Source organism: Streptomyces sp. NPDC031479, from assembly GCF_055581065.1.
The window spans coordinates 1-21,117 of sequence record NZ_JBVIKC010000017.1; the positions used below are offsets into that span (position 1 = coordinate 1).

Annotated in this window: 14 protein-coding genes and 1 pseudogene; 7 read left to right on the forward strand and 8 right to left on the reverse strand. The window is 74.7% G+C overall.

What is annotated here, in order from left to right; genetic code table 11:
* Nucleotides 1–212: 212 nt before the first annotated feature.
* On the forward strand, nt 213–1,556 hold the full coding sequence (locus ACZ5D2_RS20235; protein ID WP_468930860.1) for a hypothetical protein: 1,344 nt from the start codon (nt 213–215) through the stop codon (nt 1,554–1,556).
* A 273-nt stretch (nt 1,557–1,829) separates the two neighbouring features.
* On the opposite strand, the gene ACZ5D2_RS20240 is transcribed toward ACZ5D2_RS20235, so the two are convergent.
* Nucleotides 1,830–5,402 carry a S8 family serine peptidase gene (locus ACZ5D2_RS20240; protein ID WP_468930863.1) on the reverse strand — a complete coding sequence of 1,191 codons (3,573 nt, stop codon included), beginning with the start codon at nt 5,400–5,402 and terminating at the stop codon, nt 1,830–1,832.
* A 184-nt stretch (nt 5,403–5,586) separates the two neighbouring features.
* Between ACZ5D2_RS20240 and ACZ5D2_RS20245 the strand changes: the two genes are divergently transcribed.
* Nucleotides 5,587–7,101 carry an MFS transporter gene (locus ACZ5D2_RS20245; RefSeq protein WP_371675222.1) on the forward strand — a complete coding sequence of 505 codons (1,515 nt, stop codon included), beginning with the start codon at nt 5,587–5,589 and terminating at the stop codon, nt 7,099–7,101.
* 60 nt (nt 7,102–7,161) lie between these two features.
* Nucleotides 7,162–7,608, forward strand: a pseudogene (locus ACZ5D2_RS20250) (DUF6629 family protein); the annotation flags it as partial.
* A 189-nt stretch (nt 7,609–7,797) separates the two neighbouring features.
* Here the strand turns inward: ACZ5D2_RS20250 and ACZ5D2_RS20255 are convergent.
* The 3 genes from ACZ5D2_RS20255 to ACZ5D2_RS20265 all read right to left on the reverse strand — a co-directional run bounded on the left by ACZ5D2_RS20255 (nt 7,798) and on the right by ACZ5D2_RS20265 (nt 10,399).
* A complete protein-coding gene (locus ACZ5D2_RS20255; RefSeq protein ID WP_371675223.1) occupies nt 7,798–8,124 on the reverse strand; it encodes a DUF6126 family protein in 327 nt (108 codons plus the stop codon).
* A 16-nt stretch (nt 8,125–8,140) separates the two neighbouring features.
* Entirely contained in the window at nt 8,141–8,779 is a 639-nt protein-coding gene (locus ACZ5D2_RS20260) for a helix-turn-helix domain-containing protein (protein WP_371675224.1), read from the reverse strand.
* A gap of 78 nt (nt 8,780–8,857) precedes the next feature.
* Nucleotides 8,858–10,399: an ATP-dependent DNA ligase gene (locus tag ACZ5D2_RS20265; protein WP_371681077.1), complete on the reverse strand. Its 1,542-nt coding sequence runs from the start codon at nt 10,397–10,399 to the stop codon at nt 8,858–8,860.
* Nucleotides 10,400–10,698: 299 nt separating this feature from the next.
* On the opposite strand from ACZ5D2_RS20265, the gene ACZ5D2_RS20270 reads away from it, so the two are divergent.
* Both ACZ5D2_RS20270 and ACZ5D2_RS20275 read left to right on the forward strand, forming a co-directional pair.
* A complete protein-coding gene (locus ACZ5D2_RS20270) occupies nt 10,699–13,419 on the forward strand; it encodes an alpha/beta fold hydrolase (protein WP_371675225.1) in 2,721 nt (906 codons plus the stop codon).
* Nucleotides 13,416–14,282, forward strand: coding sequence for an ABC transporter permease (locus ACZ5D2_RS20275; RefSeq protein WP_371675226.1), 867 nt, complete (start codon nt 13,416–13,418; stop codon nt 14,280–14,282). Before ACZ5D2_RS20270 ends, ACZ5D2_RS20275 begins: the two co-directional genes overlap by 4 nt.
* 30 nt (nt 14,283–14,312) lie before the next feature.
* On the opposite strand, the gene ACZ5D2_RS20280 is transcribed toward ACZ5D2_RS20275, so the two are convergent.
* On the reverse strand, nt 14,313–15,311 hold the full coding sequence (locus ACZ5D2_RS20280; protein WP_371675227.1) for a polysaccharide deacetylase family protein: 999 nt from the start codon (nt 15,309–15,311) through the stop codon (nt 14,313–14,315).
* Between the two features lie 148 nt (nt 15,312–15,459).
* Entirely contained in the window at nt 15,460–16,407 is a 948-nt protein-coding gene (locus tag ACZ5D2_RS20285) for an aldo/keto reductase (protein WP_371675228.1), read from the reverse strand.
* A gap of 853 nt (nt 16,408–17,260) precedes the next feature.
* Here ACZ5D2_RS20285 and ACZ5D2_RS20290 point away from each other — a divergent pair.
* Nucleotides 17,261–17,707 (forward strand): hypothetical protein, encoded by a 447-nt coding sequence (locus ACZ5D2_RS20290; protein WP_371675229.1) that lies wholly within the window; start codon nt 17,261–17,263, stop codon nt 17,705–17,707.
* Between the two features lie 480 nt (nt 17,708–18,187).
* Nucleotides 18,188–19,177, forward strand: a complete 990-nt coding sequence (locus ACZ5D2_RS20295) for a hydroxyacid dehydrogenase (protein ID WP_371681078.1) — start codon at nt 18,188–18,190, stop codon at nt 19,175–19,177.
* Here ACZ5D2_RS20295 and ACZ5D2_RS20300 read toward each other — a convergent pair.
* Together ACZ5D2_RS20300 and ACZ5D2_RS20305 are read right to left on the reverse strand one after the other, a co-directional pair.
* Nucleotides 19,138–19,962, reverse strand: coding sequence for a sugar phosphate isomerase/epimerase family protein (locus ACZ5D2_RS20300; protein ID WP_371675230.1), 825 nt, complete (start codon nt 19,960–19,962; stop codon nt 19,138–19,140). The two genes, ACZ5D2_RS20295 and ACZ5D2_RS20300, sit on opposite strands and share 40 nt — an antisense overlap.
* Nucleotides 19,959–21,035 carry a LacI family DNA-binding transcriptional regulator gene (locus tag ACZ5D2_RS20305; RefSeq protein ID WP_371681079.1) on the reverse strand — a complete coding sequence of 359 codons (1,077 nt, stop codon included), beginning with the start codon at nt 21,033–21,035 and terminating at the stop codon, nt 19,959–19,961. Before ACZ5D2_RS20305 ends, ACZ5D2_RS20300 begins: the two co-directional genes overlap by 4 nt.
* Between the last annotated feature and the right edge of the window lie 82 nt (nt 21,036–21,117).

A 21,117-nucleotide genomic window follows, 5' to 3' on the forward strand; every position in this document is an offset into this window, starting at 1 on the left:
AAGCCCGCGTACTGGACGTACTTGGGCTTTCGGTCGGTGCGGCGAGAGTGCGTGCCGGGCGTCGCGACGCCGCGGAGATCCGTCAGACACCCCCTGGGCCGACGCCTGCCGTTGGGCATTGGCATTCCATGAGTCGTCCGCCTCTCCTAGTCTCTTCGTCCAGTCCCAGAAAGGCGGAAGGGATGGTTTGGATGCGCAAAATGATCAGGGCCGTGACCGTCGTGATGATGGTCGGCACGGTGGGGGCGTGCCAGGGCGGGGGTTCGGCCAACGGGTCCTACCGGCACACGCCTTCCAGGGAAGCGGAGACGAGTGCTGCCGTGCCTCGGCTGACGGTGCCTGACGGCTTCGACGTCGCCAAGGGATGGGCGTTACCGTCGGGCTCCCGTGTGAAGACGGCTGTGGCTCCCACCACCCAGCTGGTCATCATCTCGGCCAAGGAACCGAACGGGTACGTCCTGACGGCCAAGGACGCCCGCACGGGAGCGGTCCGGTGGTCCACCCAGCCGTGGTGGCCGTTCGAATCGGTCCGGGATGAGGCGCCTGAACCCCAGGTGGTCACCGTGGGCGGCAAGGACTATGCGACGATCTCGATCGCCGGACGACCCGGCGAGGACAGCGTGCACAAGGGTCAGCCGACGATCCAGACCGCGGTGTATCCGGCCGATGCCTCAGGCACCGGGGTTCGCCCGGCCCGCACGATGGACCTCCCCGTGAGTGCCATAGGACAGACCCGTCTGCCCTGGGTCTCAGGGACCCGGCTGATCTACCACGAGGAGGGTACGGGGAGTGCAACGGTGCTTCCCGTCTCGATGGACGTGGTCTCCGGGAAGGTCACCCGCTATACCCAGAGCATCTACGATGCCCCGGCCCCGAGTGTGTGCGGCAGCTGCCACCTCGGCGGGCACCAGCCGGGGCTGACACCCCAAGGCCCGCTCATCCAGGGAATGCAGGGACCCCAGACCACATCCTTTTGGGTACCCGGGGCCTGGTACGGGGCAGACAACATGCCGCCGGGGGCCTTCGCCGGATCGACGGCCGAGGACCTGCAGATCGTGGACGACCTGATCATCGCCGGCTGGCCGGCTGATGACGACACCGCCTTCACCAGTCGTCCCAACCGCGTCTGGGCCGTCCACGACGCGACAACGGGCAAGGTCAAGGCGTCGGTCACCTGTGCTACCGACAGCCCCGCAGGAACCAATGCGCGCGACCCCTTCCACCCGGCCGTGGACGCCGACCACCGTTACCTCGTCTACGGCCCGCTGGCCTTCGACCTCGCCGGAGGCCGGGGAACCTGCGCGATCGGCAGCTCCACCACCAAGGACGCCGCCTTCGTCTCCGTCGACCGCAACGGCACCGCCTACGGTCACACCACCACCCAGGGGGGTGAGCAGGCCCCCGTCACCCTGGCGATCGCTTCGGGAAATGTCACCGCCCTGCCTTCCGGCACCAAAATCCCGACCGTGCTCCTCAACGGGGCGGCGGTGTACATCGCGTCCGACGAGGATGACGACGAAGCCCCGTACAAGGTGGTGTCCTACCCGCGGCGCTGAATCCGCCGACGAGCCGCTGACGGTCTCCCGACACGGGCTCGAACGTCGATCGGCCAGGAACACGTCCGGCGTGCCCCTGGGACGCCCGATCCGTCGAGGCACTCGTAACTGGTGGTACTCGGCCCGGCGACGGGTCCTGGGGCTGCATCGGCGTGCCGCAGGACCGCCAGACGTCATGGGGCCCAGCGGTCCTGCTGCTGTTGCGCCGCAGGGGGCACGGCAGGTCCCCGTCACGGTCGGAGACCTGCCATGCCGAACCGACTTCCGGCAGTTCTATACCGGGGCCTTGTCGGGGCGGTCCGTCACCCGGAGGGTGTTGACCAGGGGTTTGCCGTAGCCGTTGTGGGTGACGAAGCGCAAGTTCAGCACGCCGTCGGTGACCTTGACCGTGTAGGTCCTGGTCAGGGCCGTGTACGTGCCCGCCTCCAGGGCGATGTCCAGGGAGGGCAGGACCTGCGTGCCCTCGGCGAGGACGTCGAAGACGCGCTTGTCGGGGCGGGTGGAGGAGAGTTCGGCGAAGCCGAGTTCCACCGTGTAGGTGCCGTTCGGGACGTTGTCGAAGCGGTACTCGTACATGCCCTCGCGGGCGTTGCGGAAGAGTCGCTGGTCCGGGGTTCCTGCGATGGTGTGCCCGGTGGAGCGGACCGTGGCGTCGCCCTGGTAGCCGTACGAGCCCGGGGTGTACTTGCGGTCCGGGGACCAGGGGTCGCCGGCCGCGTCGGTGGCCGCGTAGTCGGAGCCCGCGTCGAGGGCCGCCTGGTAGCGCGGGACCACGACCTTGACGGGAACGGTGAGGACGGGGGCCCGGCCGCTGGCCGAGGTGATCTTCAGGTCGGTGGTCAGGACGCTGCTGGGGGTGAGTCCGGCCGTGTCCACGGCCAGGGCGAGCGTGGCCTTGCCGCCGGTCGGGAGGGTGCCGTCCGCCGGGGTCGCGGTCAGCCAGGGCGCGTCCTCGGAGACCGTGAAGGCGGTGCCGAGTCCGGGGTTGGTGAGGTCGAGGCCCCGGGTGCGGCTCTGGCCGGCGGGGAGGACCAGCTCCACGGCCGGCCGGTCCGCGGTCACCCGGCCGGTGCGCAGGGACCGGGTCACCGGGGTGACGTCGGTCGCCTTGACCTCGACGGAGCCCTGCGCGGACTCGTACGCCGGGGCGGTCACGGAGAGCCCGCGGGAGCCCGAGGGGCTCTGGACCACGTAGCCGCCGTCCGCCGCGGTGGTGGCGGAGACGGCCGTGTCGCCGCTGCCGACGGTCACGGTGGCGCCGCCGACGCCGTCGCCGTCGTTGGCGTCGAGCACGCGGCCCGTGACGACTCCGCTGCGGGTGGTCCGGAAGCCGATGGACAGCCCGTCGCCGATGGCGGGCGTGTTGAAGGAGTACCTGAAGGCGTCGGTGCCGGCCTCGTTCTCCACCCCGATGGTGGCGGAAGAGCCGCCCTTGATGCCGGTGCCGCCGGTCCCCTTGTAGGAGTAGGTGACGTTGCCGTCCTCGCCGATGGCCGCGGAGAAGGAGAAGGTGTCGGCCTGCGCCGACCAGTGGGACACCCGGCGCCACTCGATCACGTAACTGCGGTGCGGCGCGGTGCCGGTGACGGCGGTGAAGACGCCCGAGCCGCTGCCGGCCGGGCCGACGACGAGGTCGTCCCAGAAGGGGTACAGGGCCGCGTTGGGCGTCGCGGTGCTCGGGATGTCCCCGTTGGTGTCGCCGGTGTGGTTGCCGCCGAAGCTGACCGTGCCGTTGGTGCCGATCCAGGCCTGACCGTACGTCTTCCCGTACAGCGGGAGGGGGAAGGGCAGGTCGACCCGCTCGGTGGTGTTGTCGCCGGTCAGCGCGAGCTGCCGGTCGCCGCCCGCGTAGGGGCGGTCGCCGGCGGCGGCGCAGGCGTAGCCGTAGCCGTCGGTGCGCTCGGGGAGGGTGACCGCGACGGTGGCGTCCCCGGCGACGGCGACCTTGGCGGTGCCGCCGGTGAGGCAGCGCGAGGAGTGGGTGGCGTTCACGTCGTAGGTGCCGTGGGGCAGGGTGACCTCGAAGCGGCCCTGCGCGTCGGCGGTGGCGGTCACCGGGGTGTCCGCGATGGTGACGGAGGCGCCGGCGGCGGGCCCGGCGGCGGAGGAGACGGTGCCGGTGACCCTGCCGGTGGGCGCCTGGGTGAGGGTGAAGTCACCGGTGGCGGTGGCGTTCTCGGTGACCGTGGCGGCGGCTTCGCGCTGTCCGTAGCCGAACTTCGAGGCGGTGAGCGCGTACGCGCCGACCGAGAGGGCGGGGAAGCGGTAGCTTCCGTCGGCGGCGGTGGTGGCCGTCCGGTCGATCGGGCCGCGGGCGCTGACCCTGGCGCCCGCGACGGGCTCGCCACCGTCGGTGCGGACCGTGCCGCCGAGGGCGCCGACGGCGCCGCGCGGGGCGGCGTTCACCGCGGCCAGGGCGTCGAGGCGGCCCTCGCCGAAGACGTTGTTGTCGGCGGTGGTGCCGCCGCACTGGGCGGCTTCGGTGTCCTGGGCCGTGCCGTCGAGCAGCGCCTCGGTCTGTGCGACGTCGCCTTCGAGGGCGGGGGCGGCCGACCAGAGCAGGGCCACCGTCGCGGCGGTGTGCGGGGAGGCCATGGAGGTGCCGGAGAAGGCCTCGTAGCCGCCGCCCGGGACGGAGGAGCGGACGTTGACGCCGGGGGCTGCGATGTTCGGCTTGACGATGCCGCCGGGGCCGGCGCCGCGCGAGGAGAAGGAGGCGATGGCGCCGTTCACGTCGAAGGCGCCGGAACTGTAGGAGTTCGCGTAGTCGCCGGGCGATCCGCTGGTGGCGCAACCGGGGCCGGCGTTCCCGTTGGAGAAGGCGGGGAAGATGCCGGCGGCGCGCCAGGTGTCGACGACCTGCTGGTACCAGTCGTCGTGGGCGGAGCTGCCCCACGAGTTGTTGACGACGTGCGGGGCGAGGTCGGGCCGCGGGTTCTGGCCGTTCAGGTCGGTGGGGGCGACGATCCACTGGCCGGAGGCGAGCAGGGAGGCCTCGGAGCAGGAGTTGGTCTCGCAGCCCTTGGCCGCGATCCACCGGGCGCCGGGGGCCACGCCGATCTTGTTGGCGCCGCCGTCGTCGCCGACCATGGTGCCCATGGTGTGGGTGCCGTGGTCGTTGTTGTCGCAGGGCGCCGCGCCGGCGCAGACGCCCGCGGGGTCGAACCAGTTGTAGTTGTGGTCGTAGGTCCCGTCCGCCTTCCTGCCGCGGTACTGGCTGTTCACGGCGGGGTGGGTGTAGTCGACGCCGCTGTCGATGTTGGCGACGACGATGCCCTCCCCGCGCACCCCGAGCCCGTCCCAGACCTGTGGGGCCTTGATCCGGTCGACGTTCCACTCGACGGCGTCGGCGGCTGCCTTCTCGCGGGTTCCCTCCGCGGGCTTGGGGAGGGAGAGCCGGTCGTCGGCGTCGATGCGGGAGACCTCGGGGCGCTGGGCGAGGGCCCCGGCCAGCTTCTGGGTGCCGACGACGCGGACCGCGTTGACGATCCAGTACGAGGTGTACTCGGCCTTCGCTCCGTCCAGGGCCTTGAGCACCTCGGCCTGGGTGCGCGCGGCGTGGTCCCGCTTGGTCCGCAGAACCGTTTCTGCTTTGGCGGTCCGGGTCGGGGCATTCCGCGCGGCGCTCAGGTCGGCGGCGCTGTCGAGGTAGACCCAGAAGACCGCCTTGCCGGAGCCGTCGAGCTGCGCGCGGAGGGCCGGCTCGATCTTCCGCTCGGCGGCGCCCGGCGCGGGGCCCGGTTCCGGGGCGGCGGCGGCGGCCCCCGCGCCGAGGGGCAGGAGCAGGACGGAGGTGAGGGCGGCGAGCGCCGCGCGTAAGGATCGTCGTCGGTTGCGTCGGGCCACGTGTGATCTCCTCGTACGCCGGGTGGTGGTTGTGCGGGAAGGGTGCGCGTGACGTGCGCGGATCATGGTGAACGTGTCGTCATGTCCCTCACAAGAGGGCCTATCCGGCCGACTTCCCTCCGGTCCGCGCACGGCAGGTGCCCGCCGGGTGGCCCTTCCGGGCGGGGCGCGCCAGCCTGGGGGCATGACCGAACCCGCGCCCGGTGTTCCGCTGCGGTCCGCCCAGGGCCGGTGGATCGTGCTCGCCACCGTGCTCGGGTCGAGCATGGCGTTGCTGGACTCGACCGTCGTCAACGTGGCGCTCCCGCGCATCGGGGTCGATCTCGGCGCCGACATGGCGGTGCTCCAGTGGACCGTGAACGCCTATCTGCTGACCCTGGCCGGGCTGATCCTGGTGGGCGGGGCGCTCGGCGACCGCTTCGGGAGGCGCCGGATCTTCGTGCTCGGGGTGGTGTGGTTCGCGGCGGGCTCACTCGTGTGCGGGCTCGCGCCCGGCGCCGGAGTGCTGATCGCCGCCCGCGCCTTCCAGGGCGTCGGCGGCGCGCTGCTGACGCCCGGTTCGCTGGCGCTGATCCAGGCGTCGATCCACCGCGACGACCGGGCCCGCGCCATCGGCCTGTGGTCGGGGTTCGGCGGGGTGGGCGCCGCGGTGGGGCCGTTCCTCGGCGGGTGGCTGGTGGACGGGCCGGGCTGGCGGTGGGTGTTCCTGCTGAACGTGCCGGTCGCCGCGCTGTGCGTGCCGGTGGCGCTGAGACACGTACCGGAATCGCGGGACCCGGCGGCGCACGGGCGGTTCGACGTGGCCGGCGCCCTGCTCGGCGCCGGGGCCCTGGCCCTGATCACCTACGCCCTGATCGAGGCCAGGAGCGGATCGGCGCTGGTCGTGGCCGCGGCGGTGGGCGGGGTCCTGCTGGGCGCCGCGTTCGTGTTCGTGGAACGGCGGCGGGCGGATCCGATGGTTCCGCCGGACATCTTCGCCTCCCGGCTGTTCACCGCCGTCAACCTGGTCACCCTGTGCGTCTACGCGGCCTTCGGCGGGTTCTTCTTCCTCATCGTGCTCCAGCTCCAGGTGGTGTCCGGCTACTCGGCACTGGCCGCCGGGGCCGCGCTGCTCCCGGCCACCCTGCTGATGCTGCTGCTGTCGCCCCGCTCGGCCGCGCTCGGGGAGCGGATCGGACCGCGGATCCCGCTCACGGTGGGCCCTCTGCTGTGCGCGGCCGGAATGCTGCTGACCCTGCGGGTGGGCCCCGACGCCTCCTACGTGCAGGACGTGCTGCCGGCCATGGTGGTGATGGGCTCCGGAATGGTCACCCTGGTGGCTCCGCTGACGGCGACCGTCCTGGCCTCGGTGGACCCGGGCCGGGCGGGCCTGGCCAGCGGCATCAACAACGCCGCCGCACGGGCCGCCGGGCTCCTCGCGGTGGCGGCGCTGCCGTTGCTGGCGGGGATGGGCCCGGACGCCTACCTGTCGGCGGAGGCCTTCGACGCCGCCTTCGACCGCGCCATGCCCTGGTGCGCGGGGGCCCTGCTGGTGGGGGCGGCCCTGGCGTGGGCGACCGTACGCTCCCCCGCTCCCGGGGAGCCCCACCCCCACCAGCAGTGCCGCATGCAGTGCCCGGTCGGTGCGCCGCCGCTGGAGCCCCCGGTGGCGGCCGGGGGTGAGGAGCCCGGGGGTGAGGAGTCCAGGGGTGCGGGGTGACGGCCGCTTCCCGGGAACCCGTCCGGACGCCCGCGTGAACCCGACCGGTGGGAGCCCGCCATGTGCTGGAGCACGGCCGCGGACCTGACGGCGGGCACCGTGGTGACCGCCGTCGGGGTGGTGTGCCTCGCCCGGGTGCGGCGGGCCCGCGACCTGCCCGTCGCCGCGCTGCCGCTGCTGCTGGGCGCGCACCAGCTGGTCGAGGCAGCCGTCCGGCACGCGGGCGGCGGCTGCGGTCCGGCCACCAGGGCCTGGGTGGTGATCGCCCTGCCCGTGCTGCCGGTGCGGGTGTCGCTCGGGGTGCTGCTCGCCGCCGGGCCCGGGGCCCCGCGGCGGCTCCGGGGGCCGGCGGCCGTCGGGATCGGGACCGCCGCGGTCCTGGCGTACTGCCGCGCGACGCGGCCGGTGACCGCCGAGGTACGGGGCCGCCTGGTCGGGTACGGGGTGGACGTGCCGTACGTGCCGCTGGTCCTGGCGGGCTACCTCTACGCCACCCTCGGGGCGCTGCTGCTCGCCGGGGACCGGCGGCTGCGGGTGCCGGGCGCCGTCCTGGCCGCCGGGGGCGCTGGTCTGCGCGGCGCTGTGGCGGCTGGAGTTCGCCTCCACCTGATGCGCCTTCGCCGCGGCGGCCTCCGTGCTGGTGCTCGGCTGGGTGCGCCGTCCGGCGGTGCCCGGCGGGATCCCGGAGGGGCGCGGCTACTGGTTCTGGCCGCCCAGCACGAAGAGGAGGTAGACGAAGAAGGCGAAGAGGTGGCCGACGAAGAGGTACGCGACCAGCCGGATGACCAGGCCTCGGGGGAACCGCGACTCGATGCGGCCCAGCAGACCGGCCGGCTGGGCCGCGGCGTCGGTACCGGCGTGCGTATCGGCGGCGGTACCGGCCGTGGTCCCGCCAGCGGTCCCGGCAGCGGTCGTTGCCGCGGTGCCGGCCGTGGTGCCGGTCTCCTCGGCCCCGGTGCCCGTCGCCTCGGACGTGGCCGCGGTCTCCTCGGACGTGGTGGGCATGGTCTCCTCCTTGGTCATGGGTACGGCTCCTCGGCTAGCGGTGCTGCGTGGTGGCGCCGCCGCCGAGGCACAGCCCGGCGAGGTTGCTCTGCAGCAGGGTGTGGACGAACAGCAGCTCGGCTCCGCCGTGCCCCGTCGCGGCGATCCGGTGCGGGGTGAGCGAGTCGAAGTGCGCGCTGTCCCCCGGCTCCAGCAGGTACTCGGTCTCCCCCAGGTGCAGCCGCAGCTGTCCGGTGAGCACGTACAGCCACTCCTCCCCGGGGTGGACGCGGACCAGCTCGCCCTGGCTGCGCCCCTGGGGCACGTGCACGCGCAGCGCCTGCATCCCCCGTCCGGAGCCGCCGGCCTGCCAGTACGTCCACCCGTCGGCCTCGCGGGCCCCGGGACCACCGGCCCGTACGATGGGATCCGCGACGGCCGGATTCTCACCCAGCAGCTCGGAGACCGTCGTACCGTAGGTGCGGGCGAGCCCGAGCAGCAACGGCAGCGAGGGCTGGCGCCGTCCGGTCTCCAGGCGGGACAGGTGCGCGGGCGAGAGCCTGGCCCTGGCCGCGGCGGCCTCCAGCGTGAGGCCCGCGCGTCGGCGCAGTTCACGCAGCTGCGGCGCGACCGCGGGCAGGTCTTCGGGCAGGCCGTCGTCGTGGCGGTCCGGGCCCTCGGCTCGGGGGTTCATACCCCTGATTGAGTCAGATTCTTACCCCGCTGGCAATTTTCTTGCCTCTGAGGCAAAACCGCCCCGTCCGGCCCCTCCTCACGTGGTGCGGGCGCCTCCCTGCCCCAGGACCGTCTCCACCGTGTCCGCCTGCTCGGCGCTCTTGTCCGGCCGGTGGCGCAGGACACGGGCGAAACGCAGGGCGACACCGGCCGGGTAGCGGGAGGAGCGCTGCAGTCCGTCGTAGGCGATCTCCACCACCAGCTCCGGCCGGACCCGGACGGTGAAGCCGTCGTCCCCCTGCGCCAGCTCGGTCAGCCGCCCGGTCTGCCAGCGCAGCATCTCGTCCGTCAGCCCCTTGAAGGTCTTGCCCAGCATCGCGTACGTGCCGTCGGCGGTCCGCGCGCCCAGGTGCAGGTTCGACAGCAGGCCGGTGCGGCGGCCGTGGCCCCACTCGGCGGCGAGCACCACCAGGTCGAGGGTGTGCACGGGTTTGACCTTCAGCCAGCGCTTGCCGCGCCGGCCGGTCGCGTAGACCGAGTCCAGCGCCTTGACGACGACCCCCTCGTGGCCCCGGCCCAGCGCCCCGGCCAGGAACTCCTCGGCCTCGGCCGCACGGGCGCCCGGATCGTCCACCACCAGCCGGCGCACCCGCGAGGCCTCGGGGACCAGGGCGGCGAGGGCCGCGTGGCGTTCGCGGACGGGCAGGTCGAGCAGCACCCGGTCGCCGAGGGCCAGCAGGTCGAAGAAGTACGCGTGCACCGGGAGGGCGCGCCGCGCCGCCGCGACGTCCACCCGGGAGCCGACCCGGCTCGCGATCTCCTGGAAGGGCACGGGGCGTCCGTCGGCGTCCTGACCGATGACCTCGCCGTCGAGGATGAACCTCTCCCCCGGCAGGCTCCGCGCCAGTTCCACCACCTCCGGCAGCCGGTCGGTGATCTCGTCGAGGGAGCGGGTGTGGATGCGCACCTCGTCCCCCGACCGGTGGACCTGGACGCGGATCCCGTCGAGCTTCTCCTCCACGGCGCAGGGCCCCAGCGCGACGAGGGCGTCGGCCACCGACCGCGCGGTCCCGGCGAGCATCGGGCGTACGGGTTGCCCGACGCGCAGGGTCACCCCGCTCAGCGCCGCGGCCCCTGCGGTCAGTACCGCCGCGGCCGCCCGGGGCAGCGAGCCCTCCAGCATCACGGCCCGGCGCAGGTCCGCGGCCGGTACCCCGGCGGCCTTGGCCACGCCTTCCAGGGCCACCGCGTCCAGGGCCCCCTGGCGCACCTCCCCGGACAGCAGGCCGCGCAGGAACGCCTGTTCCTCGACGGTGGCGGCGCCCAGCAGGCCGTCCACGATCCGCCGACGCTCCGCCTGCGCGCCGGGGCCCGCGACCGCGGCCAGCGCGGACACGGCGTCGTCGACGGCCCGTACGGTCAGGGAGGGGCCCGGCGCCGGGGCCGTGTCCCGGCCCAGGGTGCGCCAGCCGACCCCCGGGCGGCCCTGGGGAAGGCGGCCGGAGAGGTAGGAGACGACCAGGGCGACCTCCTCGGCGGGGGCGGACGCGAACACCTCCGCGAGCAGGCCGGTCTTGCGGGAACGGGCGGCGGTCCCGGCGACCTCCCGGGACACGCGCGCGACCTCGGCCAGCAGCATGCGGCCCATCCTCCCGCCGCCCGGGCCGGTACGCAGGTCGGAGGCGCGGGCGGCCCGCGCGCGGCGGCGGGGCCCGCGGTCGGCGCGGGCGGGTGCCACGGCTCCGCGTCGCCGGGGCGGCGGTTCCGCGTCGCCGGGTGTCCTGGCTCCGTGCGGCCGGGGGCAGCGGCGCGCGCACGGAACCGGGGGCGCGTACCGCGGACGCGGTAGGCCGGGCCCGGCCGTGTAGTCCTGGAGAAGGGGCGGGGCTCCCCCTGAGGGAGCCCGCGCACGGCGATCTCTGGCTTTAGTGTTCCCGTATGAAGCCACGACTGCCCCGTCGGCGCCGCGACCGCCTGCTCGCCGGCGCCGCCGCCCTCGCGGTCCTGGCCGGCGCCGGTACCTGGACGGCGGCCGCCGCCTCCGGGGACGCGCCGGCCGTGCACCGCCAGGACCAGATGCTGAACGTGCCGGGCCTGGAACCGCCGGGCGCCGGGATCGACACCTCCTACTTCACGGCCGGGGAGGGCGGGGAGCGACGCCCCGCGGTACTCCTCGGGCACGGTTTCGGCGGCAGCAAGGACGACGTACGGGCCCAGGCGGAGCGGCTGGCCCGCAACGGGTACGCCGTCATGACCTGGTCGGCGCGCGGCTTCGGCCGCTCCGGCGGCAAGATCGGGCTGAACGATCCCGAGCACGAGGTGAAGGACGTCTCCGCACTGATCGACTGGCTGGCCCGCAGGCCCGAGGTGCGCCTGGACGCCGACGGCGACCCGCGCGTGGGCGTGGCCGGGGCCTCGTACGGCGGGGCCATCGCCCTGCTGGCCGCCGGCCACGACCGGCGGGTGGACGCCATCGCCCCGCAGATCACGTACTGGAACCTCGCGGACGCCCTGTTCCCGCAGGGCGTCTTCAAGAAGCTGTGGGCCGGGATCTTCTTCACCACCGGTGCCGCGGGCGGCCTCCAGCCGGCGGCCGCGAACGCCGGTCCGCCCGCTGCGGCGGCGCCCGGCTGCGGCCGGTTCGAGCCGCAGCTGTGCGCCATGTACGAGCGCGTCGCGGTGGCCGGGAAGCCGGATGCCGAGGCGCGCGAGCTGCTGGAGCGGCGCAGCCCCTCGGCGGTGGGCGACCGGATCAAGGTGCCCACCCTGATCGTGCAGGGCCAGGACGACTCCCTCTTCCCGCTGGACCAGGCCGACTCCATGGCCCGGACCATCGCGGCGAACGGCGCCCCCGTCTCGGTGGACTGGGCGGCCGGCGGACACGACGGCGGCATGCGCGAGTCGGGCCGCGTCGAGGCCCGGGTGACGGCCTGGTTCGACCGCCACCTGAAGGGCGACCCGACCGCGGACACCGGCCCGGCCTTCCGGGTCTCGCGCTCCGGCGGCGTCGACTCCACCGACGGGCAGGTCAAACTGCGGGGCGCGAGCTCCGACCGCTACCCCGGCCTGACCTCGGCCCCGCGCCCCTTCGCGCTGTCCGGGCGGGAGCAGACCTTCGCGAATCCGGCGGGCGGCGCCCCGCCCGCGCTCTCCTCGCTGCCCGGCATCGGCGGGCAGTTCGCCGCCCTCGGCGCCGGGCTGTCGCTGGACTTCCCGGGGCAGAACGCCCGGTTCGATTCGGAGCCGCTGACGGAGGAACTGCGGGTCACCGGCACCCCGACCCTCACCCTGAACGTGAGGTCGACGGCCGCGGACGGATCCGCGGTCCTGTTCGCCAAGGTGTACGACGTCGGGCCCGACGGCCGTCAGCAGGTGCTGCCCGGTCAGCTGGTCGCCCCCGTACGGGTGGAGGACGCCGGGCAGGGCCGGAAGGTGTCGCTGCGTTTCCCGGCGATCGACCACTCCGTCCAGGCGGGGCACCGGCTGCGGGTGGTGATCGCCGCCACCGACCTCGGGTACGCCTCCCCCGCCGCTCCGGCCGTGTACTCGGTCTCGGCGCAGGGGCCGCTGGCCGTGCCCGTCGCCGACGGGGTCCGCACGGCGGCGGCCGGCCTGCCCTCCTGGACCTGGTGGCTGCCGCTCGGCGCGCTGGCGGTGGCCGCGGGGCTGCTCGGGATCCGGCGCACCGGCGGGGGCCGCGCGGCGGTGCGGGCGGGCGCAGCGCAGCCCGAACCCGCGCTGGCCGACGTACCACTGGACATCACCGGGCTGACGAAGCGGTACGCGAAGGCCCAGGACCGCTACGCGGTGCGGGACCTTTCCTTCCGGGTGGAGAAGGGCCAGGTGCTCGGTCTGCTCGGACCGAACGGGGCCGGCAAGACCACCACCCTGCGCATGCTGATGGGGCTGATCACGCCGGACGCCGGGGAGATCCGGGTGTTCGGGCAGCCGATCCGGCCCGGCGCGCCCGTGCTCTCGCGCGTCGGCGCGTTCGTGGAGGGTGCCGGTTTCCTGCCGCACCTGACGGGCCGGGCCAATCTGGAGCTGTACTGGCAGGCCACCGGCCGGCCGGCGGGCGACGCGCACATGGCGGAGGCCCTGGAGATCGCCGGGCTGGGCGACGCCCTGGAGCGAGCCGTGCGCACCTACTCGCAGGGCATGCGGCAGCGGCTCGCCATCGCGCAGGCCATGCTGGGCATGCCGGACCTGCTGATCCTCGACGAGCCGACCAACGGTCTGGACCCGCCGCAGATCCGCGAGATGCGCGACGTGATGATCCGCTACGCCGCGGGCGGCCGGACGGTCATCGTCTCCAGCCACCTGTTGTCCGAGGTGGAGCAGTCCTGCACGCACCTGGTGGTCATGGACCGCGGCCGGCTGGTGCGGGCGGGCGAGGTCGCCGAGATCACCGGCGGCGGGGACACCCTGCTCGTCGCGGTGGAGGGAGCGGTGGAGGAGGCCGTCGTCGGGAAGGTCGCGGCCCTGGAGGGCGTGGCCTCGGCGGTGGCCGGGGACGGCGGGATCCTCGTACGGCTCGACGGCGCGACCCCCGCGGCCCTGATCGCCGAACTCGTACGGCTGGACGTGCCGGTCTCGGCGGTGGGACCCCACCGCCGGCTGGAGGACGCCTTCCTCACCCTGATCGGAGGTACGGCATGAGTGCCGTCCAGGAGACCGCGCCCGGCTACGAGCCGGGGCGGACACTGCCGTTGCGCGTGGAGGCGCTGCGGCAGTGGCGCAGGCGGCGGACGCTGGTGATGGGCGGGGTGCTGGCCGCGCTGCCCTTCGTCATGATCATCGCGTTCGCGGTGGGCGGCGGGCCGAACGACGGTCCAGGTGGCGGGAACGGCCGGATCAGCCTGATCGACACCGCGACGGCGTCGGGCGCGAACTTCGCGGCGACCTGCCTGTTCGTGTCGGCCGGCTTCCTGCTGGTGGTGCCGGTGGCGCTGTTCTGCGGGGACACGGTGGCCTCGGAGGCCGGCTGGTCCTCGCTGCGCTACCTGCTGGCCTCGCCGGTACCGCGGGCTCGGCTGCTGTGGAGCAAGCTGGTGGTGGCGCTGGCGTTCAGCCTCGCCGCGATCGTGCTGCTGCCGGTGGTGGCGCTGGCCGCGGGGACGGCGGCGTACGGGTGGGGGCCGCTGAAGCTGCCGACGGGCGGGGCACTGGCCGCCGCGGACACCCTGCCGCGCCTCGCGCTGGCCGTCGCCTTCGTCTTCGTGTCGCAGCTGGTGACGGCGGGGCTGGCGTTCTGGCTGTCGACCCGGACGGACGCGCCGCTGGGCGCGGTCGGCGGGGCCGTGGGGCTGACGATCGTCGGGAACGTGCTCGACGCGGTGACGGCCCTGGGGTCGTGGCGCGAGTTCCTGCCCGCGCACTGGCAGTTCGCGTGGGCCGACGCCCTGCAGCCGCAGCTGGAATGGGGCGGGATGATCAAGGGGACCGTGGTGTCGGTGTCGTACGCGGTGGTGCTGTTCGCCCTCGCGTTCCGCGGGTTCTCGCGCAAGGACATCGTGTCGTGAGGGGCCGCCGGGTCGGTAGGGGCCGCCGGGTCAGTCCGGCGCGCCGCCCGCGTCGGTGAGGAAGCCGCGGAGGTCGGTGATCCCGTAGCCGGCCTCCTGCGCCGCGTCGATGATCCGGGGCAGGGCCCGGGCGTCGAGGACGACCCCGTCGCCGTTGCTGCTGCCGACGTGCATCTGCAGGACGGCGCCGGGGGCGAGGGCGTCGACGGCACGCCGGACCACCCGGTCCACGGTCATCCCTCCCTCGGGGCCCAGGTACCCGTTGGTGTCGGTGGTGAACTCGATCACCGCGAAGCCGAGGTCGTTGACGTCCGCTACGGACTCGTCCGTGGATTCGCTGTAGGGGAACCGGAAGAACGGCAGCGGCTCGGCGCCTGAGGCCTCCCGGATCGCCGCGTCGGCGCGGCGGACCTCCTCCTGCCGCTCCGAGGTGTCGAGGTCGTCGAAGTACGGGTGGCTGTACGAGTGGTTGCCGAGGCCGTGCGCGGCGGCCATGGCCCGCACGGCGGCGGGGTGGGCCCGCGCGAACGCGCCGGTGGGGAAGAAGGTGGCGGGCAGCCTACGCCGACGCAGCTCGGCCAGGACGACGTCGATGCCGGCCTCGTCCCAGGCGGCGTTGAAGGTGAGCGCCACGACCTTGCGGGTGGTGGGGATCCGGCGGAGTTCGGCTCCGAACCACGCCGCTGGCGGGCGCGGCCCCGTCCGACGGCGGGCCCGGGGTGCCGCGTCCGGCGCGGGAGCCGCCGCGCTCGCGGCGGAGGCGGGGGCGAAGCCCGTGGCCGCCGTCGCCGCCGCCATCCCCGCCGCGCCGAGGGCCGCCAGGGCCGTCCGCCGTCCCATGTCCGTCGCCTTGGCCCTGGCGGCCTCGGCCCTGTACACGCCGGCCCCGGCCGTCCCGGCCCGTTCCGCCTCGGCGCGGTCCGGCGCAGCGCGGTCCGCCTCGGCGGTGTGCGTCGCAGCGCGGTCCTTCGCAGCGCGGTCCTTCGCAGCCGAGTCCGTCGCAGCCGAGTCCCGCCTGGCCCTGTCCACCTTGGCTCCGTTCCCTCCGGTCCCGGGCCGCTGCCGCCGTCGTCGTCGCGGTCCCGTTCTGTCCGGCACTGTGCAGGAGGGGGCGGGCGGGGGCCCGCAGCGCGCGCCGGGCACCCGGGTGATCCGGGGCCGGCGCACGGAGTGGCCGTCAGGCCGGGAGGCCCGCGACGGCGTCGATCTCGGCCAGCAGCCCGTCTTCCAGCGGACGGTCGGCCACCGCCGCGTTGGCGCGTACCTGCTCGGCGGAGGTGGCCCCGGCGATGACGGAGGCGCAGCCGGGCCGGGCGGAGAGCCAGCCGATGGCGAGCTCCAGAACGGTGCGCCCGTACTTCTCCGCGATCGCCACCAGGGCCTCGACGGTGTCGAGGCGCTCCTCGGTGACGTAGGAGTCGCGCCCTTCCAGGCGGGAGCCGGCCGGGACGGGGGCACCCCGGCGGATCTTGCCGGTGAGCAGGCCGTTGGCCAGCGGGAAGTAGGGCAGGACGCCGAGGCCGTAGTGCACGGCGGCCGGGACCAGTTCCCGCTCGGCGGAGCGCTGGAGCAGGGACCACTCGTTCTGCGCCGACACGAAGGGGACCGCGCCGGTCTCGCGGGCCACGTGGGCGGCCTCCGCGAGCTGCCACCCGCTGAGGTTGGAGTGCCCGATGTAACGGATCTTCCCCTCGGTGACGAGCTCGGTGAGCGCGGCGAGGGTTTCCGCGATGGGGGTGGCCGGGTCGGGGCTGTGCAGCTGGTAGAGGTCGATGTGGTCGGTGTCCAGGCGGCGCAGGGACTCCTCGACGGCGCGCCGGATGTAGGCGCGGCCGCCCCGGGATCCGGCGGCGGGCCCGTAGCCCATGTCGACGCCGTCGTAGCCGAACTTGGTGGCCAGGACCACCTGGTCCCGGCGGCCCTTGAGGGCCTGCCCGAGGTGGGTCTCGGAGCCGCCGGCGCCACCGTAGATGTCGGCGGTGTCGAGGAGGGTGATGCCCGCGTCGAGGGCGGCGTCGACGACGGAGCGGGTGGCCTGGGCGTCGAGACGGCCACCGAAGTTGTTGCAGCCGAGGCCGACGGCGGAGACCTTCAGTCCGGAACTGCCCAGGGGGAGATAACGCATGCGGGTTCTGCCTCCACGCTCGTCCGATACATGATCAATCAATCGGTTCGCAGTCTAGGCACAAGAGGCCGTGCCGGCCCCGGTGTTCGAGCCCGGCGGGCGTGAACACCGTGTGACGGGAGAACGGGCGGGGCCCGGACGGGCGGGGCGCTCCAGGGCGCCGGGCCGGGGCCTCCCACGGGTAGCCGACGCGTGAACGGCCCTGGCCGACCATGGGCGTCGTACGCGGGCGCCGCCCGGCCGACCCGACCTCAGGGGACGCCGTGAGGGCACATGTCAACCGACCGGTGGCAGGCGCGGGTGCTCGCGATCGTGCGGGCCCGGGCAGCGTGCGGGTGACGGAGCCGGCCGGGGAACCGGGGGTATCCCCCGTGCCCCTGCGGCGCGATGCCGAGGCCATGGCGGCCCGGGGCGAGATCCACCGGACGCGCGGGGTGATCAGCCGGTGGGGCGGCGGGGACCCGGCACGGACGGGGCCGCGAGCTCCCGCACGGGTGTGGGGCCGGTGGTCGGGATGGTCGTACCGACCACCGGGTACTGCTTCGCGGACGTCCTGCGGGGCGCGGAAAGCGGTCGAGGCGCGGGGCGCGCGGCCGGCCGTGGGGCTGACGCGCCACCTGCCGGGCGAGAACCGGACACGGGCGGACCGGCTGCCGTCGGCCAGGGGCGACCGGTTGCCGCCCACCCCGAACTGGAACGCCGGTGTGCCGGCCCCCGGCGAGGACGCCTGAACGGCGGAGTTGCCGGTTCCGGTCGTACTGGTGGAGCGGTCGGCGCCACCCGGGCATCCGGCGGCGGCGTCGGGTGGGGTCGGACGACGCGCACGGCGCGGCCGGGGCGGTACGGGCATCGGGTGGAGCGGGGCCACCGGCGCATCGCCCCGGCCGACCGGGAGACGCCGACAGCGGCGCGGCTGCGGGCCGGGTACGAGGCGGCCCTGGCCGCGTTCGGACCGGAGCCGGCGACGGCGTTACCGCCGGTGGGCGCCGAGGGGAGCGCCGCCGGGCGCGGGGGTGCCATGGACGCTGCGTCGGGCGCCAGGACCGGGCCGGGTTCCGGGCCGGGCCGGCTGTCGGTGGCACACCGGCTCGCGCGGACCCTGGACCGGCTGTGCGCCGCGGTGACGACGGGTGGGGTGACGACGAGGTGGCCGGGCCGGCCGGCGTACCGCTGTCCGCGGGGCGCCTGCGGAGTACGAGGTGCGCGCGGGCGGCGGACCTGCTGCTGGACCGGCCGGCCGGGGACGAGGGCCCGCACCGGCACCTGGAACCTGCTCCCCCGCCTGAACGTCCGGGCGTGATCACTGCGAAGTGATCGTGCTGGTCGACCCGTGCGTTCGCTCTTGACGGTGCGGCGGCCCGCGCAAAAGATGGCTGCGTTCTCCCACCCGTCGCCGCACGCGGTCGCCCGCAGGAGCCGCTCCATGTCGCGCAGCTTCGACACCCCCGCCCCGCCCTCGCGGGCGAGGGGTGCGCCGCACCCGACCGGGCGACGATGGACGGCCCACAGGACGGTGCGGGTGAACTCCGTGTCCCCACGCACGTGTCGTTCCCCGAGCCGCTGCCGGGCTTTGTGACGATCTCCCTGTTCACCCGCACGGCCATCCGGAACGGCATCCACGACGAGCGGCTCCATCCGTGAGTCCCGGCCTCCGGCCTGTTCATGTCCCCCTCGCGCCGACCTTCCCCCGCCACCGGCGCTTCCGGCGCCCGGGTCTCACCGCAGGAGCCGTCAAGTGACCCGTCCCGACCTCTCCTCCCGGCCCACCACCGTGCTCGCCATGAGCCCCGCCACCCGTGAGGCCGTGCTGACCCGCCGGGTCCTGCCGGAGCTGCTGCGCGTCGCCGATGTCGACCCCGAGCTGCTGGTCAGCGACTTCACCCGGGACGACGACCCGTCGCTCCCCGGCCGGCTGGCCCGCGCCGAGGTGCTGTTCACCGGCTGGGGCTGCCCGCCGCTCGACGAGGAGGCGCTGCGCCGGATGCCGCGGCTGCGAGCCGTCGTCCACTCCGCCGGGAGCGTCAAGCACCACGTGACCGCCGCCTGCTGGGAACGGGGACTGCTGGTCTCCAGCGCGGCCGCCGCCAACGCGGTACCGGTCGCCGAGTACACGCTCGCCGCGATCCTGTTCGCCAACAAACGGGTGCTGGAGTCCGCGCACGCCTACCGCTCCCTGCGCGGGCCGGTGGACCTGCTGCGCCGCTACCCGGAGGCCGGCAACTACCGGCGCACCGTGGGGCTCGTGGGCGCCTCCCTGATCGGACGGCGGGTGCTGGAACTGCTGCGCCCCTTCGACCTGCGGGTCCTCGTGCACGATCCGTACGCCGACGCCGCCGAGGTCGCCGCTCTCGGCGGGGAGCTCTGCCCGCTGGACGAACTGCTGCGTCGCAGTGACGTGGTGAGCCTGCACGCCCCGGCGCTCCCGCAGACCCGCCATCTGCTCGACGCCTCCCGGCTGGCCCTGATGCCGGACGGCGCGACCCTCGTCAACACGGCGCGGGGCGCGCTCGTCGACACTGCGGCCCTGACCGAGGAACTGGTCGCCGGGAGGCTGCACGCCGTGCTCGACCACACCGAACCCGAGGTGCTGCCGGCCACCTCGCCGCTCTTCAACCTCCCGAACGTACTGCTCACCCCGCACGTCGCCGGATCACTCGGCGGTGAGCTGGACCGGCTGGCGACGAGCGCCGTCGAGGAGCTGGAGCGGTACGCACGCGGCCTCGGCTTCCGCTACCCGGTGGACCCGGGCCGTCTGGCCCACTCCGCCTGACCGGCCGCGGCCACCAGTCGCACCAGGTGCTCCCGTCCTCCCGCGAGCCCTCGGGCCAGTTCCGCGGCCTCGGGGTACCAGCGCTTCTCGTACTCCCAGCACAGCCATCCCCCCGCCGGCGCCCGGGCCACCGCCTCGGCCAGCGGCAGCACTCCGGCGCCGAGCCCGAGCGGGGTGAGCTCCCGCGCGGACGCCACGTCCTTCACCTGGAGGTAGCCGAGGTGGGCGCCCAGCAACCGGCTCGACTCGGCCGGAGCCTCACCGCCCAGCCAGGTGTGGAGCACGTCCCACAACGCGCCCGCGCCGGGGTGTGCGACGGCGTCGAGCACCCGGGCGGCGGCGGCCGCGGTGCGGTGCGAATCGTGGGTCTCCAGCAGGATCCGCACTCCGTGCCGGGCCGCGAAGGGGGCCGCCGCGCACAGCCGCCGGACGGCGTGGGCATCGGCTTCGGTCTCGGGCAGATCACCCCCACCGGGGAAGACCCGGACGTACGGGGCTTCGAGATCGGCCGCGAGCCGGACCAGGTCCCGCAGCTCGGCGAGGACCGGCCCGTCCTCCCCGGCCGCCGCCACCCTGGCGTATCCGGCCACCGCGAGGACGCTCACCCCGGCCCGGGTGACGGCCCGCAGCCCGGCCGCCCGGTCCGCGTGAGGACTCCCGGCATGCAGCGGTTCCTCGGAGTGGGCCCGCAGTTCGAGGCCGTCGTAGCCGTGCTCGGCTGCCAGCCGGGCGCTCCGGGCGAGGGAGGTCCCGGGCACGCCCAGTGTGGAGAAGGCGAACCTCACGGTCTCCTCCGTCCGGCCGGCGGCGGGGCGGTGGAACCCCGCACGATGAGTTCGGTGGGCAGGGTGGTGATGCCCCCCGGCGGGAGGGCCCGGCGTCCGGTCACCAGCTGCGCCGCCAGCAGGCCCGCCTCGCGCAGCGGCACCCGGACGGTGGTGAGGGCGGGAGCCGTGTCCGTGGCGAACGGCAGGTCGTCGAAGCCCGCGACGGACACGTCCTCGGGGATCCGCAGGCCCGCTTCGCGCAGGGCGGCGGCGGCTCCGGTGGCGACGGTGTCGTTGGCGGCGGCCACGGCGGTGAAGGGTCTTCCCCGGCGCAACAGTTCGCGGGTGGCGTCATAGCCCGCGGAGCGCTCGAAGCCGGCGTGCACGGTGAGCGCGGCGCAGGCGTCGGACCGGGCCTGATCGTGCCGCCCCAGGGCGGCCCGGTGGCCGGCGAGCCGCTCCCGGGTGGTGCTCAGTCCCGGCGGGCCCGCCAGGTAGGCGATGTGCCGGTGGCCGAGCGTCATCAGGTGTTCGGCGAGTCGGAAGGCACCTCCGCGGTCGTCGAACGTGATGGTGGCGACGGTCGGTGCCGGGGGCAGCGGCAACGGCGGGCGCCCGCACAGGACCACGCGCGTCCCTCCGGCCGCCATCCGGGAGACGCGGGCGGCGAGCGCGGCGGTGTGGTCCGGATCCTCGGCGGCCCCGCCCGTGAGCACGACTCCGCCGGCCCGCTGGCCCTCCAGCAACCCGAGGTAGGCGGACTCGGCGTCCGGGTCGCCCGCCGTGTTGCAGACCACGGCCAGTCTTCGCGCCTCCCCGGGCCCGGCGGGATCGAGCGCGCTCTGCAGGGAGCCCGCGAGGATGCCGAAGAAGCTGTCGGCCACATCGTGGACGAGCACGCCGACCAGATCGGAGGTGGCCACGGCCAGCGCGCGGGCGGGGGCGTTGGCGATGTAGCCCAGTTCCTCCACGGCCTGCTCCACACGGGTGCGGGTGCCACCGGCCACCGGGTATCCGCCGTTGAGCACGCGGGAGACCGTGGCGGACGACACCCCCGCTCGCGCCGCGACCTCGGCAAGAGTCACCGCCATCTCGAACCCCTCCTCCTCGGCCCGGCCGTTCGTCCGGGTCATCGTCTCGTCCGGTGTGTGGATCTCCATTCTGCTCGATCGG